26 protein-coding genes are annotated in these 13,233 nt (G+C 65.2%); all 26 read left to right on the top strand.

Annotated features, from left to right (window positions below):
* Nucleotides 1-119, top strand: a 119-nt coding sequence (locus tag E2F46_RS08230; RefSeq protein ID WP_486624439.1) for an EF-Tu C-terminal domain-related protein, incomplete at its 5' end; no start/stop codon positions are given.
* 540 nt (nucleotides 120-659) lie between these two features.
* Nucleotides 660-971: a 30S ribosomal protein S10 gene (gene rpsJ, locus E2F46_RS08225; RefSeq protein WP_005408208.1), complete on the top strand. Its 312-nt coding sequence runs from the start codon at nucleotides 660-662 to the stop codon at nucleotides 969-971.
* Between the two features lie 11 nt (nucleotides 972-982).
* The gene (gene rplC / locus E2F46_RS08220) at nucleotides 983-1,636 is read left to right on the top strand and encodes a 50S ribosomal protein L3 (protein ID WP_133321587.1); all 654 of its coding nucleotides are present in this window, start codon (nucleotides 983-985) and stop codon (nucleotides 1,634-1,636) included.
* Nucleotides 1,637-1,649: 13 nt separating this feature from the next.
* On the top strand, nucleotides 1,650-2,255 hold the full coding sequence (rplD, locus tag E2F46_RS08215) for a 50S ribosomal protein L4 (protein ID WP_133321586.1): 606 nt from the start codon (nucleotides 1,650-1,652) through the stop codon (nucleotides 2,253-2,255).
* A complete protein-coding gene (rplW, locus tag E2F46_RS08210) occupies nucleotides 2,252-2,554 on the top strand; it encodes a 50S ribosomal protein L23 (protein WP_133321585.1) in 303 nt (100 codons plus the stop codon). The genes rplD and rplW overlap by 4 nt, the downstream gene beginning before the upstream one ends.
* Before the next feature lie 10 nt (nucleotides 2,555-2,564).
* Nucleotides 2,565-3,392 carry a 50S ribosomal protein L2 gene (rplB, locus tag E2F46_RS08205; protein WP_133321584.1) on the top strand — a complete coding sequence of 276 codons (828 nt, stop codon included), beginning with the start codon at nucleotides 2,565-2,567 and terminating at the stop codon, nucleotides 3,390-3,392.
* Between the two features lie 6 nt (nucleotides 3,393-3,398).
* The gene (gene rpsS / locus E2F46_RS08200) at nucleotides 3,399-3,671 is read left to right on the top strand and encodes a 30S ribosomal protein S19 (RefSeq protein ID WP_133321583.1); all 273 of its coding nucleotides are present in this window, start codon (nucleotides 3,399-3,401) and stop codon (nucleotides 3,669-3,671) included.
* Nucleotides 3,672-3,681: 10 nt separating this feature from the next.
* Nucleotides 3,682-4,074, top strand: coding sequence for a 50S ribosomal protein L22 (rplV, locus tag E2F46_RS08195; protein WP_243720351.1), 393 nt, complete (start codon nucleotides 3,682-3,684; stop codon nucleotides 4,072-4,074).
* A gap of 1 nt (nucleotide 4,075) precedes the next feature.
* Nucleotides 4,076-4,828: a 30S ribosomal protein S3 gene (rpsC, locus tag E2F46_RS08190; protein WP_133321582.1), complete on the top strand. Its 753-nt coding sequence runs from the start codon at nucleotides 4,076-4,078 to the stop codon at nucleotides 4,826-4,828.
* A gap of 2 nt (nucleotides 4,829-4,830) precedes the next feature.
* Nucleotides 4,831-5,244 carry a 50S ribosomal protein L16 gene (rplP, locus tag E2F46_RS08185; RefSeq protein ID WP_133321581.1) on the top strand — a complete coding sequence of 138 codons (414 nt, stop codon included), beginning with the start codon at nucleotides 4,831-4,833 and terminating at the stop codon, nucleotides 5,242-5,244.
* The gene (gene rpmC, locus E2F46_RS08180) at nucleotides 5,244-5,432 is read left to right on the top strand and encodes a 50S ribosomal protein L29 (RefSeq protein WP_133321580.1); all 189 of its coding nucleotides are present in this window, start codon (nucleotides 5,244-5,246) and stop codon (nucleotides 5,430-5,432) included. The genes rplP and rpmC overlap by 1 nt, the downstream gene beginning before the upstream one ends.
* Before the next feature lie 9 nt (nucleotides 5,433-5,441).
* Nucleotides 5,442-5,705 (top strand): 30S ribosomal protein S17, encoded by a 264-nt coding sequence (rpsQ, locus tag E2F46_RS08175; protein WP_133321579.1) that lies wholly within the window; start codon nucleotides 5,442-5,444, stop codon nucleotides 5,703-5,705.
* Between the two features lie 15 nt (nucleotides 5,706-5,720).
* Nucleotides 5,721-6,089, top strand: a complete 369-nt coding sequence (gene rplN / locus E2F46_RS08170) for a 50S ribosomal protein L14 (protein WP_100322015.1) — start codon at nucleotides 5,721-5,723, stop codon at nucleotides 6,087-6,089.
* 15 nt (nucleotides 6,090-6,104) lie between these two features.
* The gene (gene rplX, locus E2F46_RS08165) at nucleotides 6,105-6,416 is read left to right on the top strand and encodes a 50S ribosomal protein L24 (protein ID WP_133321578.1); all 312 of its coding nucleotides are present in this window, start codon (nucleotides 6,105-6,107) and stop codon (nucleotides 6,414-6,416) included.
* Nucleotides 6,417-6,446: 30 nt separating this feature from the next.
* Nucleotides 6,447-6,989, top strand: coding sequence for a 50S ribosomal protein L5 (gene rplE, locus E2F46_RS08160; protein ID WP_133321577.1), 543 nt, complete (start codon nucleotides 6,447-6,449; stop codon nucleotides 6,987-6,989).
* 16 nt (nucleotides 6,990-7,005) lie between these two features.
* Entirely contained in the window at nucleotides 7,006-7,311 is a 306-nt protein-coding gene (gene rpsN, locus E2F46_RS08155; protein ID WP_133321576.1) for a 30S ribosomal protein S14, read from the top strand.
* Nucleotides 7,312-7,381: 70 nt separating this feature from the next.
* Nucleotides 7,382-7,777: a 30S ribosomal protein S8 gene (gene rpsH, locus E2F46_RS08150; RefSeq protein ID WP_133321575.1), complete on the top strand. Its 396-nt coding sequence runs from the start codon at nucleotides 7,382-7,384 to the stop codon at nucleotides 7,775-7,777.
* A 13-nt stretch (nucleotides 7,778-7,790) separates the two neighbouring features.
* On the top strand, nucleotides 7,791-8,318 hold the full coding sequence (gene rplF, locus E2F46_RS08145) for a 50S ribosomal protein L6 (RefSeq protein WP_133321574.1): 528 nt from the start codon (nucleotides 7,791-7,793) through the stop codon (nucleotides 8,316-8,318).
* A 30-nt stretch (nucleotides 8,319-8,348) separates the two neighbouring features.
* Nucleotides 8,349-8,702 (top strand): 50S ribosomal protein L18, encoded by a 354-nt coding sequence (gene rplR, locus E2F46_RS08140; protein ID WP_133321573.1) that lies wholly within the window; start codon nucleotides 8,349-8,351, stop codon nucleotides 8,700-8,702.
* Nucleotides 8,703-8,873: 171 nt separating this feature from the next.
* On the top strand, nucleotides 8,874-9,413 hold the full coding sequence (gene rpsE / locus E2F46_RS08135) for a 30S ribosomal protein S5 (RefSeq protein ID WP_133321572.1): 540 nt from the start codon (nucleotides 8,874-8,876) through the stop codon (nucleotides 9,411-9,413).
* Nucleotides 9,406-9,603, top strand: coding sequence for a 50S ribosomal protein L30 (gene rpmD, locus E2F46_RS08130; RefSeq protein WP_133321571.1), 198 nt, complete (start codon nucleotides 9,406-9,408; stop codon nucleotides 9,601-9,603). The genes rpsE and rpmD overlap by 8 nt, the downstream gene beginning before the upstream one ends.
* Nucleotides 9,604-9,608: 5 nt before the next feature.
* Nucleotides 9,609-10,043, top strand: a complete 435-nt coding sequence (rplO, locus tag E2F46_RS08125; RefSeq protein ID WP_133321570.1) for a 50S ribosomal protein L15 — start codon at nucleotides 9,609-9,611, stop codon at nucleotides 10,041-10,043.
* Between the two features lie 28 nt (nucleotides 10,044-10,071).
* Nucleotides 10,072-11,409, top strand: coding sequence for a preprotein translocase subunit SecY (secY, locus tag E2F46_RS08120; RefSeq protein ID WP_133321607.1), 1,338 nt, complete (start codon nucleotides 10,072-10,074; stop codon nucleotides 11,407-11,409).
* A gap of 369 nt (nucleotides 11,410-11,778) precedes the next feature.
* The gene (gene rpsM, locus E2F46_RS08115) at nucleotides 11,779-12,135 is read left to right on the top strand and encodes a 30S ribosomal protein S13 (RefSeq protein WP_133321606.1); all 357 of its coding nucleotides are present in this window, start codon (nucleotides 11,779-11,781) and stop codon (nucleotides 12,133-12,135) included.
* A gap of 15 nt (nucleotides 12,136-12,150) precedes the next feature.
* Entirely contained in the window at nucleotides 12,151-12,540 is a 390-nt protein-coding gene (gene rpsK / locus E2F46_RS08110; RefSeq protein ID WP_133321569.1) for a 30S ribosomal protein S11, read from the top strand.
* Nucleotides 12,541-12,561: 21 nt separating this feature from the next.
* On the top strand, nucleotides 12,562-13,191 hold the full coding sequence (gene rpsD / locus E2F46_RS08105) for a 30S ribosomal protein S4 (protein WP_133321568.1): 630 nt from the start codon (nucleotides 12,562-12,564) through the stop codon (nucleotides 13,189-13,191).
* Nucleotides 13,192-13,233 lie beyond the last annotated feature (42 nt).

Below are 13,233 nucleotides of genomic sequence, written 5' to 3'. Positions count from 1 at the left end.
ACGTGAAGATGGTGGTGGAGCTGATCAACCCGGTGGCGATGGACGAAGGCCTGCGTTTCGCGATCCGCGAAGGCGGCCGTACGGTCGGCGCCGGCGTGGTGAGCAAGATCGTCAAGTGACCTGGCGGCCCACGCGCGCAAGCGCGTGGCTACCGGAAGGTCACCCCTGCGCAGGCGGGGGTCAGTGGTTCCCCTTGGCCCAGGCCGGGGAGAACCGCGAAGCAAGGCGGGCCGGAACCCTGGTCCGCCTTCGCCGCTTCCGGGTCTTGTTGCAAAGCAAAAAAGATGTGGGCAGCGCTTGCATCCACCGGGTGAAGGCGTCATAATATTTGACTCACCGCAGCCAATGTCCTCATGGGCGGCTGCAGTACCGCGAAATGAGGGGCAGGATGCCCTTCGTTTTCGCCAGACAGGGAACATGTCGCGTGGCATGTGCTCCGCCCGCCCCGGAGGTCTCCGGGGCACATATGGCGGGGCATTTCGTTGCGCTTGCGGTTCCCAGTCTGGGCGGGTCGGGCAACCGGCCTGCCTTGATTTTTGGCTCCAACCCGCTGCCGACGTGGGGTTTTTCCCGCGGAATCAACGGTTAACGTGTTTTTGAATGGGATCTGGCGCACCCAGCCGCCAGGTCTGTCGCTCTTTCAACGAAGGAACCCCGTTATGGCGGACCAAAAGATCCGGATCCGGCTCAAGGCGTTCGATCACCGACTGATCGACCGTTCGGCCAGCGAGATCGTCGAAACGGCCAAGCGGACCGGCGCGCAGGTGCGCGGCCCGATCCCGCTGCCCACCAAGATCGAACGCTACACCGTGCTGGTGTCGCCGCACGTCGACAAGGACGCGCGCGACCAGTACGAGACCCGCACGCACAAGCGCGTGCTCGATATCGTCGACCCCAACGACAAGACCGTGGACGCGCTGATGAAGCTCGAGCTCGCGGCAGGCGTTGATGTCCAGATCAAGCTGACCTGAGGGCCATCACCATGACCGCGAAGATCCATTCGTTGGGCATCGTCGGCCGCAAGGCCGGCATGAGCCGGGTGTTCACCGAAGACGGCAAGTCCGTGCCGGTGACCCTGATTGAAGCCACCCCGAACCGCATCACCCAGGTGAAGACGGTCGCCACCGACGGTTACAGCGCCGTGCAGGTGACTGCCGGCGTCAAGCGCGCCTCGCTGCTGACCAAGCCCGAGGCCGGCCATCTGGCCAAGGCCAAGGTCGAGGCCGGCCGCGGCCTGTGGGAACTGCGAGTGGCCGACGACAGGATCGCCGACTTCGAAGTGGGCGGCGAGATCAAGGCCGACATTTTCGAGGAAGGCCAGATCGTCGATGTCCAGGGCGTGACCAAGGGCAAGGGCTTCCAGGGCACGATCAAGCGCCACAACTTCAAGATGGGCGATGCGACGCACGGCAACTCACTGTCGCACCGCGCGCCGGGTTCGATCGGCCAGCGCCAGACGCCGGGTCGCGTGTTCCCGGGCAAGAAGATGTCCGGCCACATGGGTGCGGAAGTGCAGAGCACGCAGCGCCTGCAGGTCGTGAAGGTCGACGCCGAGCGCGGCCTGATCGCAGTGAAGGGCGCAGTGCCGGGTGCGCCGGGCGGTGACGTCATCGTGCGTCCGTCTAGCAAGGCATAAGGGAGAGATGACGATGGAACTCGCCATCACCAATAGTTCAGAGAAGTTGTCGGTGTCCGAAGCCGTCTTCGGGCGCGATTTCAGCGAAGACCTGGTCCACCAGGTGGTCGTTGCCTATCGCAACGCCGGCCGCGCCGGTACCAAGGCGCAGAAGACGCGTTCGGAAGTCAACGGCACCACCAAGAAGTCGAAGAAGCAGAAGGGCGGCGGTGCGCGTCACGGCGCGCTGACGGCGCCGATCTTCGTCGGCGGCGGCGTGACGTTCGCGGCCAAGCCGCGCAGCTTCGCGCAGAAGGTCAACCGCAAGATGTACCGCGCGGCGATGTCGGCGATCCTGTCCGAACTCAACCGCCAGGGTCGCCTGACCGTCGTCGATGCGTTCGACCTGTCCGAGACCAAGACCCGCGGCATGGTCGCCAAGCTCAAGGAATTCGACCTTGGCAAGCGCCCGCTGATCGTGACCGAAGAGGCGTCCGAGCATCTCTACCTGTCGGCGCGCAACCTGCCGTATGTCGAGATCCGCGACGTGCAGGGCCTGGACCCGGTCGCCCTGGTCGGCGCCGATTCCGTGCTGATCACCGCCGATGCGGTCAAGAAGATCGAGGAGTGGCTGGCATGAACGACGCCAAGCTCTATGAAGTCATCCGTGCGCCGCGCGTGTCCGAAAAGACCGCGCGCCTGCAGGAAGTGTCCAACCAGTATGCGTTCGAGGTGTCGAGGGACGCGACCAAGGCCGACATCAAGGCCGCGGTCGAGAAGCTCTTCGACGTCAAGGTCGAGGCCGTCAACGTCGTCAACGTGAAGGGCAAGAACAAGTCCTTCCGCCAGCGCCAGGGCAGCCGCGGCAGCTGGCGCAAGGCGTACGTCAAGCTGGTCGATGGCCAGACCATCGACGTGACCAACGCCGCAACGGCCTGAGGAAAGACCGATGCCATTGATGAAATTCAAGCCTACTTCGCCCGGCCGCCGCAGTGCCGTCCGCGTGGTCACGCCTGACCTGCACAAGGGTGCGCCTTACGCGCCGCTGGTGGAGAAGCAGGGCAAGACCGGCGGTCGCAACCACCACGGCCGCATCACCACCCGCCACATCGGCGGTGGCCACAAGCAGCACTACCGCCTGATCGACTTCAAGCGCGACAAGGAAGGGATCCCGGCGCGCGTGGAGCGGATCGAGTACGACCCGAACCGCACGGCGCACATCGCGCTGCTGTGCTACGTCGACGGCGAGCGCCGCTACATCATCGCGCCCAAGGGCCTGAAGGCCGGCGACCAGGTGATCGCGGGCAACGATGCGCCGATCAAGGCCGGCAACACGTTGCCGCTGCGCAACATCCCGGTCGGTTCGACGGTGCATTGCATCGAGATGAAGCCCGGCAAGGGCGCGCAGATCGCCCGCGCCGCCGGCGCCGGCGTGCAACTGGTCGCCCGTGAAGGCGTCTACGCGCTGCTCCGCCTGCGTTCGGGCGAGATGCGCAAGGTGCCGGCCGAGTGCCGAGCCACCATCGGTGAAGTCGGCAACGTCGAGCACAACCTCGAGAAGCTGGGCAAGGCCGGTGCCAAGCGCTGGCGCGGCATCAAGCCGACCGTCCGCGGCGCGGCCATGAACCCGGTCGACCATCCGCACGGCGGTGGCGAGGCCAAGGCCGGCCAGGGCAACCCGCACCCGGTCACCCCGTGGGGCGTGCCGACCAAGGGCTACAAGACGCGCAAGAACAAGCGCACCCAGCAATTCATCGTGCGCGATCGCAGGAGTTAATCGGCCATGGCACGTTCACTCAAGAAGGGTCCGTTCGTCGACCACCACCTGATCAAGAAGGTGGAAACGGCGGGCACCAATACCAAGAAGCCGATCAAGACCTGGTCGCGTCGTTCGATGATCCTGCCGGAAATGGTGGGCTTCACGATTGCCGTGCACAACGGCAAGAACCACATCCCCGTGCTGGTCAACGAGAACATGGTTGGCCACAAGCTCGGCGAGTTCGCTGTCACGCGCACCTTCAAGGGGCACGGCGGCGACAAGAAGTCCGGCAAGTAAGGAGCGCACGATGGACAAGGCAACCCGGGAAAGGTTCGACGCCGCACGGCGCGAACGCACCGAAACCAACAAGCGCACCGCCAGCCTGCGGACCGCGCGCATTTCGCCGCAGAAGGCACGCCTGGTCGCCGACCAGGTCCGTGGCCTGCCGGCCGAGCGCGCCGTCGACCTGCTGAAGTTCTCCGACAAGAAGGCCGCCGCGCTGATCCGCAAGGTCGTCGAGTCGGCGATCGCCAACGCCGAGAACAACGCCGGCGCCGATATCGACGAGCTGAAGATCGCCACGATCACCGTCGACGAAGGCCCGACGCTCAAGCGCTTCATGGCCCGCGCGAAGGGTCGTGGCACGCGCATCCTCAAGCGCACCAGCCACATCACCGTCGTCGTGGGAGAGGGCAAGTAATATGGGTCACAAAGTTCATCCCACCGGTATCCGTCTCGGCATCTCCAAGGACTGGAACTCCAAGTGGTACGCCGGCAAGAAGGAATACGCCGGTTACCTCGAGGCCGACCTGAAGGTCCGCGAGATGCTGCGCAAGAAGCTGGCCTCGGCCGGCATCAGCAAGATCCTGATCGAGCGTCCGGCCAAGACCGCCCGCGTGACGATCCACACCGCCCGCCCGGGCGTGGTGATCGGCAAGCGCGGCGAGGACATCGAGAAGCTGCGCAAGGAAGTGTCCGACCTGATGGGCGTCCCGGCGCACATCAACGTCACCGAAGTGCGCAAGCCCGAGCTGGACGCGCAGCTGGTCGCCGAGTCGATCGCGCAGCAACTCGAGCGCCGCATCATGTTCCGCCGCGCGATGAAGCGCGCCGTCGGCAACGCGATGCGCCTGGGCGCGCTGGGCATCAAGGTCAACGTGGGCGGCCGCCTCAACGGCGCCGAGATCGCGCGTTCGGAGTGGTACCGCGAAGGCCGCGTGCCGCTGCACACCCTCCGCGCCGACGTCGACTACGGCTTTGCCGAAGCCAAGACGACCTACGGGATCATCGGCATCAAGACCTGGATCTACAAGGGCGAGATCTTCGATTTCAGCCAGGTGGGCCAGGAGAAGCAGGACGATTCGCCGCGCGGCAACGACCGCGGCGATCGTGGCGACCGTGACCGTCCGCGCGGCCCGCGCCGCGACCGCGCCGACCGCGAAGCGAGGGACTAATCATGTTGCAACCCAAGCGAACCAAATACCGCAAGATGCACAAGGGCCGCAACGACGGCCTGGCGTGGAGCGGAAATGCCGTCAGCTTCGGCGAGTTCGGCCTGAAGTCGACCGCGACCGGCCAGCTGACCGCGCGCCAGATCGAGGCCGGCCGTCGTTCCATCAGCCGCCACGTCAAGCGCGGCGGCAAGATGTGGATCCGCGTGTTCCCCGACAAGCCGATCACCAAGAAGCCCATCGAAGTCCGCATGGGCTCGGGCAAGGGCAACGTGGAGTACTGGGTCGCCCAGATCCAGCCCGGCCGCATGATCTATGAAATCGAGGGCGTGGACGAGGCCGTGGCACGCGAGGCGTTCCGCCTGGCCGCCGCCAAGCTCTCGGTGACCACCCAATTCGTGACCCGGACGGTGCGCTGATGGCTACCACCAAGGAACTGCGCGGCAAGTCCGCGAACGAACTGCAGGCCCACCTGCTCGAACTGCAGAAGGAGCGTTTCTCGCTCCGCATGCAGAAGGCGACGGGCCAGCTGACCAAGACCCACGAGACGCGCCGCGTGCGCCGCGAGATCGCTCGCGTCAATACGCTGCTCGGCGAGAAGAAGTAAGGGCCGACCATGAACAATACTGATAAAAAGCAGCGTACGGTCCAGGGCCGCGTGGTCAGCAACAAGATGGACAAGACGGTCACGGTGCTCGTCGAGCGCCAGGTCAAGCATGCGCTGTACGGCAAGTACATCCGCCGCTCGACCAAGCTGCACGCCCATGATGCCGACAACGCCTGCAACGAAGGCGACGTGGTGCGCGTGGTGGAAATCGCGCCGCTGTCCAAGACAAAGAACTGGCGCGTGGTCGAAATCGTCGCGCGCGCGGCCGAATAACGAGGAGGCAGGCAAATGATCCAGATGCAGAGCCATCTCGACGTGGCAGACAATTCGGGCGCCAAGGAAGTGATGTGCATCAAGGTGCTCGGCGGCTCCAAGCGCCGCTATGCGGGCATCGGCGACATCATCAAGGTGTCCATCAAGGACGCCATCCCGCGTGGCAAGGTGAAGAAGGGCGAGGTGTACAACGCCGTGGTCGTGCGCACCCGCAAGGGCGTGCGCCGTCCCGACGGTTCGCTGATCCGCTTCGACGGCAACGCCGCGGTGCTGCTGAACAACAAGCACGAGCCGATCGGCACGCGCATCTTCGGGCCCGTGACCCGCGAGCTGCGTTCCGAGAAGTTCATGAAGATCGTCTCGCTCGCCCCCGAAGTGCTGTGAGCGGAGGACAGGACAATGGCTAATCGAATCAAGAAAGGCGACCAGGTGGTCGTGACCACCGGCAAGGACAAGGGCAAGACCGGCGACGTGGTGCGCGTGATGGGCGACAAGGTCGTCGTCTCGAACATCAACATCGTCAAGCGCCACACCAAGCCGAACCCGCAAGCCGGCCAGCCCGGCGGCGTGATCGAGCGCGAAGCGCCGATCCACGTGTCGAACGTGATGCTGTTCAACCCGGCCTCCGGCAAGGGTGAGCGCGTCGGTACCAAGGTGCTCGAGGATGGACGGCGGTTGCGCGTGTTCCGCTCGAGTGGCGAGGCGGTCTGAAGACCTGCCTGATTCCGAGGATATAGAGAAATGACGACCCGTCTGGAAAAGTTCTACAAGGATGAAGTGGTGCCGAAGCTGATGAAGCAATTCGGTTACGACAACATCATGCAGGTCCCGCGCGTCACCAAGATCACGCTCAACATGGGCGTGGGCGAGGCAGCGGCCAACAAGAAGATCCTCGAGAACGCCACTGCCGACATGGCCAAGATCAGCGGCCAGAAGCCGCTGGTGACCAAGTCGCGCGTGTCGGTCGCCTCGTTCAAGATCCGCGACGGCTGGCCGATCGGCTGCAAGGTCACGCTGCGCCGCGCGAAGATGTACGAGTTCCTGGATCGCCTGGTGAACGTGTCGCTGCCGCGCGTGCGCGACTTCCGCGGGGTCTCGGGTCGTTCGTTCGACGGCCGTGGCAACTACAACATGGGCGTGAAGGAGCAGATCATCTTCCCGGAGATCGATTTCGACCAGGTCGATGCGATCCGCGGCATGGATATCGCCATCACCACCACGGCCAAGACCAACGAAGAAGCCAAGGCGCTGCTCGAGGCCTTCCGTTTCCCGTTCCGCAACTGATTCGAGGATAGAGACAATGGCCAAGACCTCCATGGTCAACCGCGAAGCGAAGCGGACCAAGCTGGTGAAGCAGCACGCCGAGAAGCGTGCCGCGCTGAAGAAGATCATCAGCAGCCAGACCGCCAGCTACGAAGAGAAGATCGAAGCCGCGACCAAGCTGCAGAAGCTGCCGCGCGATTCGTCGCCCGCCCGCCAGGTCAACCGCTGTGCGCTGACCGGCCGCCCGCGTGGCGTCTATTCGAAGTTCGGCCTGGGCCGCAACAAGCTGCGCGAAGCCACCATGCGCGGCGACGTGCCGGGCCTGCGCAAGGCTTCCTGGTAATCCCGCAACACCCACCCACCCAAGATTTTCGCGAAAGCGGATATCGGTGCTACTCATCAGGTGACATTCCATGAGCATGACTGATCCCATCGCCGACATGCTGGTCCGCATCAAGAATGCGGCCGCGGTTGGCAAGCCGGCGGTGAAAATGCCGTCCTCCAAGACCAAGGTGGCGATCGCCAACGTCCTCAAGGACGAAGGCTACATCGGCGACCTGCGCGTGACCGAGAACGGCGCGAAGGCCGAGCTCGAGATCGAGCTGAAGTATTTCGAAGGCCGTCCGGTGATCGCCCAGCTCAAGCGCATTTCGCGCTCGGGCCTGCGCCAGTACCGCGGCAAGGACGCGCTGCCCAAGGTCCTGAACGGCCTCGGCGTCGCCATCGTTTCCACCTCCAAGGGCATCATGACCGACACGCAGGCGCGCCAGCAGGGCGTCGGCGGTGAAGTCCTGCTGTTCGTGGCTTAAGGGAGGATCCGCAATGTCCCGAGTCGCCAAGAAGCCGATCGCCCTGCCGAAGGGTGTCGAGCTCAACGTCCAGCCGGAAACCGTCAGCGTCAAGGGCCCCAAGGGCACGCTGTCGATCGCCAAGCCTGCCGCCATCGACGTCAAGATCGAGGACGGCAACGCGCTGCTGTCGGCCAACGATCCGTCGCAGCTCGCGCTGACCGGCACGCTGCGCGCCATCGTCGCCAACATGGTGCAAGGCGTGTCGCAGGGTTTCGAGCGCAAGCTCGAGCTGGTCGGCGTGGGTTACCGCGCCGCCACCCAGGGCAAGGACCTGAACCTGTCGCTGGGCTTCTCGCACCCGGTGGTGTTCCAGGCCCCGGAAGGCATCACCATCACCACGCCGACGCAGACCGAGATCGTCGTTGCGGGTGCCGACAAGCAACTGGTCGGTGAAGTGGCCGCCAAGATCCGCGGGTTCCGTCCGCCGGAGCCTTACAAGGGCAAGGGCGTGAAGTACTCCGACGAAACCATCATCCGCAAGGAAGCGAAGAAGGCGTAATCCACGCCTTCGGCTTCCGGAGAAGACACCATGGAAAAGAAAATCGCCCGCCTGCGCCGCGCCAAGTCCACCCGCGCGCACATCCGTGAACTCGGCGTTCCGCGCCTGTCGGTGTTGCGCACCGGCCAGCACGTCTATGCGCAGGTGTTCAGCGCCGATGGATCGAAGGTCCTGGCTGCCGCCAACACCACCCAGTCCGACGTGCGCGACGGCCTGAAGAGCGCCAAGAACACCGAGGCCGCGGCCAGGGTCGGCCGAGCGATCGCCGAGAAGGCCAAGGCCGCCGGCATCGACAAGGTGGCCTTCGACCGTTCCGGCTACCGGTACCACGGCCGCGTAAAGGCGCTGGCCGACGCTGCCCGCGAAGGCGGCTTGCAGTTCTGATGCTTGAAAACGACATGGCGGTCGCCATGTCGTTTTCGTTGCCTCACCCGCCGGCGCGGGAAGCGCCGGGCGCGCAGCGGCTTCTGTCCGCGAACGCGATCCACCGATCCACACCACAACCATAAGCGGCCGTAGCCGTACATCCTAAAACGACAGACAAGGCAGACTCAGATGGCAAACGAAAGGGAACCCCGCGGGCGCGATCGCAATCGCGACCGGGAAGAGATGGATGACGGCATGATCGAAAAGCTGATCGCGGTCAACCGCGTCAGCAAGACCGTCAAGGGCGGCCGCCAGTTCACCTTCACCGCGCTGACGGTGGTGGGCGACGGGGCCGGGAAGGTCGGCTTCGGTTACGGTAAGGCACGCGAAGTGCCGGTCGCGATCCAGAAGTCGATGGAATACGCCCGCAAGAGCATGAACACCGTGGACCTCAACGGTGGCACGCTGTTCCACGCGGTCAAGGCCGGTCACGGCGCCGCGCGTGTGTACATGCAGCCGGCTTCGGAAGGTACCGGCGTGATCGCCGGTGGCGCCATGCGTGCCGTGCTCGAGGCGGTCGGCGTGAAGGACGTGCTGGCCAAGGCCACCGGTTCGCGCAACCCGATCAACCTGGTGCGCGCCACCGTGAAGGGGCTGACCGAAATGCAGTCGCCGTCCCGCATCGCGGCCAAGCGCGGCAAGAAGGTCGAGGAGATCCTCCATGGCTAAGAACGAGAACGCGGGCGGTACCGTCAAGGTGCGCCTGGTCAAGGGCCTGCGTGGCTCGCAGGCGAAGCATCGCCTGTCGGTGCGCGCACTGGGCCTGAACAAGCTCAACGATGTCCGCGAACTGAAGGACAGCCCGCAGGTGCGTGGCCTGATCAACAAGGTCCACTACCTGGTGAAGGTCGAGGAGTAAGCACAATGAAGCTCAATACACTCAAGCCAGCCGACGGCGCCCGCAAGGAGCGCACCCGCGTCGGTCGCGGCATCGGCTCCGGCCTCGGCAAGACCGCCGGCCGTGGCCACAAGGGTTCGTTCGCGCGTGCGGGCAAGGGCAAGATCAAGGCCGGCTTCGAAGGCGGCCAGATGCCCATGCACATGCGCCTGCCGAAGGTCGGTTTCCGCTCGAAGCTGAAGGGCGATACCGCCGAGGTGTTCCTGTACCAGCTGGACAAGCTGGAAGGCGACGTCGACTTCGCGGCCCTGCGCGCGGCCAAGCTGGTCCCCAGCACCGCGAAGAAGGCCAAGATCGTCAAGAAGGGCGACGTCAGCAAGAAGCTGGTGCTGAAGGGCCTGCTGGCGACGGCCGGCGCCCGTGCGGCGATCGAAGCCGCCGGCGGCAAGGTCGAGGAGTAAGCACCGGATGGCGCGTAGCGCGAGTGCAATGGGCGGTCTGGGCGCGGGGCTGGGCAAGTTCACCGAACTGCGCCAGCGCCTGCTGTTCGTGCTCGGCGCCCTGGTGGTCTACCGCATCGGCTGCTTCATCCCGGTCCCGGGGGTCAACCCGGACGCGATGCTGCAGCTGATGGAGCAGCAGCAGGGCACCATCGTGGACATGTTCAACATGTTCTCCGGTGGTGCGCTGGAGCGCTTCAGCCTGTTCGCGCTGAACGTCATCCCGTACATCTCGGCGTCGATCGTGACCCAGCTGCTGGTGCAGGTGGTGCCGAGCCTGAAGGCCATCCAGAAGGAAGGCGAGTCGGGCCGGCGACGCATCACCCAGTGGTCGCGCGTCGCGGCGATCCCGCTGGCGATCTTCCAGTCCGCGGGCATCGCGATCGCGCTGCAGACGCAGGCGGCCGGCAGCGGCGTGCCGGTGGTCTACGCGCCGGGCATGGGTTTCGTGCTGACCGCCATCGTGGCGCTCACCGCGGGCACGATGTTCCTGGTGTGGCTGGGCGAGCAGGTGACCGAGCGTGGCATCGGCAACGGTGTGTCGCTGATCATCTTCGCCGGTATCGTGTCGGGCCTGCCCAGCGCGATCATGGGCACCATCGAGGCCGCCCGCAACGGCGACATGAGCCCGATCGCGGTCATCATGATCGTACTGATCGTGGTCGTGTTCACCTTCTTCGTGGTGTTCGTCGAGCGCGGCCAGCGCCGGATCACGGTGAATTACGCGCGCCGCCAGGGCGGTCGCAACGCGTACATGAACCAGACCTCGTTCCTGCCGCTGAAGCTGAACATGGCGGGCGTGATCCCGGCGATTTTCGCCTCGTCGATCATCATGTTCCCGGCCACGGCCTCCACCTGGTTCGGCCAGGCGGGTTCGGCCCCCTGGCTGCAGCGCTTGGCGCAGGCCCTCTCGCCGGGCGAGCCGCTGTACATCCTCCTGTATGCGGGGCTGATCGCCGGTTTCGCGTTCTTCTATACCGCGCTGGTGTTCAACTCGCAGGAAACGGCCGACAACCTGAAGAAGTCGGGCGCGCTGATCCCGGGCATCCGTCCGGGCAAGGCCACCGCGGATTACGTCGACGGGGTGCTGACACGGCTCACCGCCGCCGGCGCCACCTACCTGGTGCTGGTATGCCTGCTGCCTGAATTCATGCGCACCGAGCTGGGGACCTCGTTCTACTTCGGCGGAACCTCGCTGCTGATCGTGGTGATCGTGGTGATGGACTTCATCGCGCAGATCCAGGCGCACCTGATGTCGCACCAGTACGAGAGCCTGCTCAAGAAGGCCAACCTGAAAGGGTCGCGCCCGGGACTGTCCGGCCGCTGACCTGGTGTCATCGAGGCCGTCCCGGTGACCGGGGCGGCCAACCGCGGGGCAGGATGCCCGGCGGAAACAGGCGGCCGGAGGCCGCGCCGGTCCGGGGTCGACACGCCCTGGGCCTTTGATGGGCGACTCGTGCTGCGGTCTCGTGCACGGGTGGGCCGGGTGATCCGCGCGCCAGAGTAGCGCGCGGGGCAGGGCGGGAAACCGCGACTGCCGCCCCGGACCCGTCGCCGGAGCATGGGCACACTCCCCATGCCGGGCCAGAGGCGCCTTGCGCCCTTGGCTTCCAAGCCAAACGAGACCCTGTTACAATTTCTTGTTCACTCCGCCGGAATTCCCGTTCCGGCCGACCAACCAGTTGGAGATCCGCGCATGGCGCGTATTGCAGGTGTCAATTTGCCTGCCCAGAAGCATGTCTGGGTCGGGCTTCAAAGCATCTACGGCATTGGCCGTACCCGTTCCAGGCAGGTCTGCGAAGCGGCCGGCGTCGATTCGTCGACCAAGATCCGCGACCTGTCCGAGCCGGAAGTCGAGCGCCTGCGTTCGGAAGTCGGCAAGTTCATCGTCGAGGGCGACTTGCGTCGCGAGATCGGCATCGCGATCAAGCGCCTGATGGACCTGGGTTCGTATCGCGGCCTGCGCCACCGCCGCGGCCTGCCGCTGCGCGGCCAGCGCACCCGGACCAATGCACGCACCCGCAAGGGTCCGCGCAAGGCCATCAGGAAGTAAGCGAGGATATTCGAGATGGCCAAGCCAGCAGCCAAGCAAAAGAAGAAGATCAAGCGCGTCGTCACCGACGGCATCGCGCATGTCCACGCTTCGTTCAACAACACCATCGTCACCATCACCGACCGCCAGGGCAATGCGCTGTCGTGGGCGACTTCGGGCGGCGCGGGCTTCCGCGGTTCGCGCAAGTCCACCCCGTTCGCCGCCCAGGTCGCCGCCGAGAAGGCCGGCAAGGCCGCGCTGGACTACGGCGTGAAATCGCTGGAAGTCCGCATCAAGGGTCCGGGTCCGGGCCGCGAGTCGGCCGTGCGTTCGTTGAACAACGTCGGCTACAAGATCACCAACATCATCGACGTGACGCCCATCCCGCACAACGGGTGCCGTCCGCCGAAGAAGCGCCGCGTCTAAGCGCACAGGAGCAGAAGAACAATGGCTCGTTATATCGGTCCCACCTGCAAGCTCGCGCGCCGCGAAGGCGCCGACCTGTCGCTCAAGTCCCCGGCCCGTGCGCTCGATTCCAAGTGCAAGCTGGAGCAGAAGCCCGGCCAGCACGGCCCCAACGTGCGTCGCGGCAAGCTGTCCGACTACGCCACCCAGCTGCGCGAGAAGCAGAAGGTCAAGCGTATCTACGGCCTGCTGGAGCGCCAGTTCCGCAACTACTACAAGAAGGCGTCCAACAAGAAGGGCAACACGGGTGAAAACCTGCTGCAGCTCCTCGAGACGCGCCTGGACAACGTGGTCTACCGCATGGGTTTCGCGGTGACGCGTCCGTCGGCCCGCCAGCTGGTCTCGCACCGCGGCGTCACCGTCAACGGCAAGCCGGTCAACCTGCCGTCCTACCAGGTCAAGGCAGGCGATGCCATCGCCTTGTCCGAGAAGGCGCAGAAGCAGCTCCGCGTGCAGGAGTCGTTGAACGTCGCGCAGACGATGGACCTGACCCCGTCGTGGGTCGAAGTCGACCAGAAGAAGTTCAGCGGCGTGTTCAAGGCGGTCCCCGACCGCGGTGACCTGCCGGCCGACATCAACGAAGCGCTGATCGTCGAGCTGTACTCGAAGTAGGCCTGACGGCGGCTTCGAGGTTCCGGCAACACCCAGGACACC

Source organism: Luteimonas aestuarii (assembly GCF_004357985.1).
Taxonomy (GTDB): domain Bacteria; phylum Pseudomonadota; class Gammaproteobacteria; order Xanthomonadales; family Xanthomonadaceae; genus Luteimonas; species Luteimonas aestuarii.
The sequence above is the reverse complement of the archived record's forward strand: the minus strand, read 5'-3'. Positions and strand labels throughout refer to the sequence as shown.

Excerpts from the sequence above, each read along its gene's own strand:
- rpsJ (WP_005408208.1), top strand. The coding sequence starts at position 660 with ATGGCGGACCAAAAGATCCGGATCCGGCTCAAGGCGTTCGATCACCGA.
- rplC (WP_133321587.1), top strand. The coding sequence starts at position 983 with ATGACCGCGAAGATCCATTCGTTGGGCATCGTCGGCCGCAAGGCCGGC.
- rplD (WP_133321586.1), top strand. The coding sequence starts at position 1,650 with ATGGAACTCGCCATCACCAATAGTTCAGAGAAGTTGTCGGTGTCCGAA.
- rplW (WP_133321585.1), top strand. The coding sequence starts at position 2,252 with ATGAACGACGCCAAGCTCTATGAAGTCATCCGTGCGCCGCGCGTGTCC.
- rplB (WP_133321584.1), top strand. The coding sequence starts at position 2,565 with ATGCCATTGATGAAATTCAAGCCTACTTCGCCCGGCCGCCGCAGTGCC.
- rpsS (WP_133321583.1), top strand. The coding sequence starts at position 3,399 with ATGGCACGTTCACTCAAGAAGGGTCCGTTCGTCGACCACCACCTGATC.
- rplV (WP_243720351.1), top strand. The coding sequence starts at position 3,682 with ATGGACAAGGCAACCCGGGAAAGGTTCGACGCCGCACGGCGCGAACGC.
- rpsC (WP_133321582.1), top strand. The coding sequence starts at position 4,076 with ATGGGTCACAAAGTTCATCCCACCGGTATCCGTCTCGGCATCTCCAAG.
- rplP (WP_133321581.1), top strand. The coding sequence starts at position 4,831 with ATGTTGCAACCCAAGCGAACCAAATACCGCAAGATGCACAAGGGCCGC.
- rpmC (WP_133321580.1), top strand. The coding sequence starts at position 5,244 with ATGGCTACCACCAAGGAACTGCGCGGCAAGTCCGCGAACGAACTGCAG.
- rpsQ (WP_133321579.1), top strand. The coding sequence starts at position 5,442 with ATGAACAATACTGATAAAAAGCAGCGTACGGTCCAGGGCCGCGTGGTC.
- rplN (WP_100322015.1), top strand. The coding sequence starts at position 5,721 with ATGATCCAGATGCAGAGCCATCTCGACGTGGCAGACAATTCGGGCGCC.
- rplX (WP_133321578.1), top strand. The coding sequence starts at position 6,105 with ATGGCTAATCGAATCAAGAAAGGCGACCAGGTGGTCGTGACCACCGGC.
- rplE (WP_133321577.1), top strand. The coding sequence starts at position 6,447 with ATGACGACCCGTCTGGAAAAGTTCTACAAGGATGAAGTGGTGCCGAAG.
- rpsN (WP_133321576.1), top strand. The coding sequence starts at position 7,006 with ATGGCCAAGACCTCCATGGTCAACCGCGAAGCGAAGCGGACCAAGCTG.
- rpsH (WP_133321575.1), top strand. The coding sequence starts at position 7,382 with ATGAGCATGACTGATCCCATCGCCGACATGCTGGTCCGCATCAAGAAT.
- rplF (WP_133321574.1), top strand. The coding sequence starts at position 7,791 with ATGTCCCGAGTCGCCAAGAAGCCGATCGCCCTGCCGAAGGGTGTCGAG.
- rplR (WP_133321573.1), top strand. The coding sequence starts at position 8,349 with ATGGAAAAGAAAATCGCCCGCCTGCGCCGCGCCAAGTCCACCCGCGCG.
- rpsE (WP_133321572.1), top strand. The coding sequence starts at position 8,874 with ATGGCAAACGAAAGGGAACCCCGCGGGCGCGATCGCAATCGCGACCGG.
- rpmD (WP_133321571.1), top strand. The coding sequence starts at position 9,406 with ATGGCTAAGAACGAGAACGCGGGCGGTACCGTCAAGGTGCGCCTGGTC.
- rplO (WP_133321570.1), top strand. The coding sequence starts at position 9,609 with ATGAAGCTCAATACACTCAAGCCAGCCGACGGCGCCCGCAAGGAGCGC.
- secY (WP_133321607.1), top strand. The coding sequence starts at position 10,072 with ATGGGCGGTCTGGGCGCGGGGCTGGGCAAGTTCACCGAACTGCGCCAG.
- rpsM (WP_133321606.1), top strand. The coding sequence starts at position 11,779 with ATGGCGCGTATTGCAGGTGTCAATTTGCCTGCCCAGAAGCATGTCTGG.
- rpsK (WP_133321569.1), top strand. The coding sequence starts at position 12,151 with ATGGCCAAGCCAGCAGCCAAGCAAAAGAAGAAGATCAAGCGCGTCGTC.
- rpsD (WP_133321568.1), top strand. The coding sequence starts at position 12,562 with ATGGCTCGTTATATCGGTCCCACCTGCAAGCTCGCGCGCCGCGAAGGC.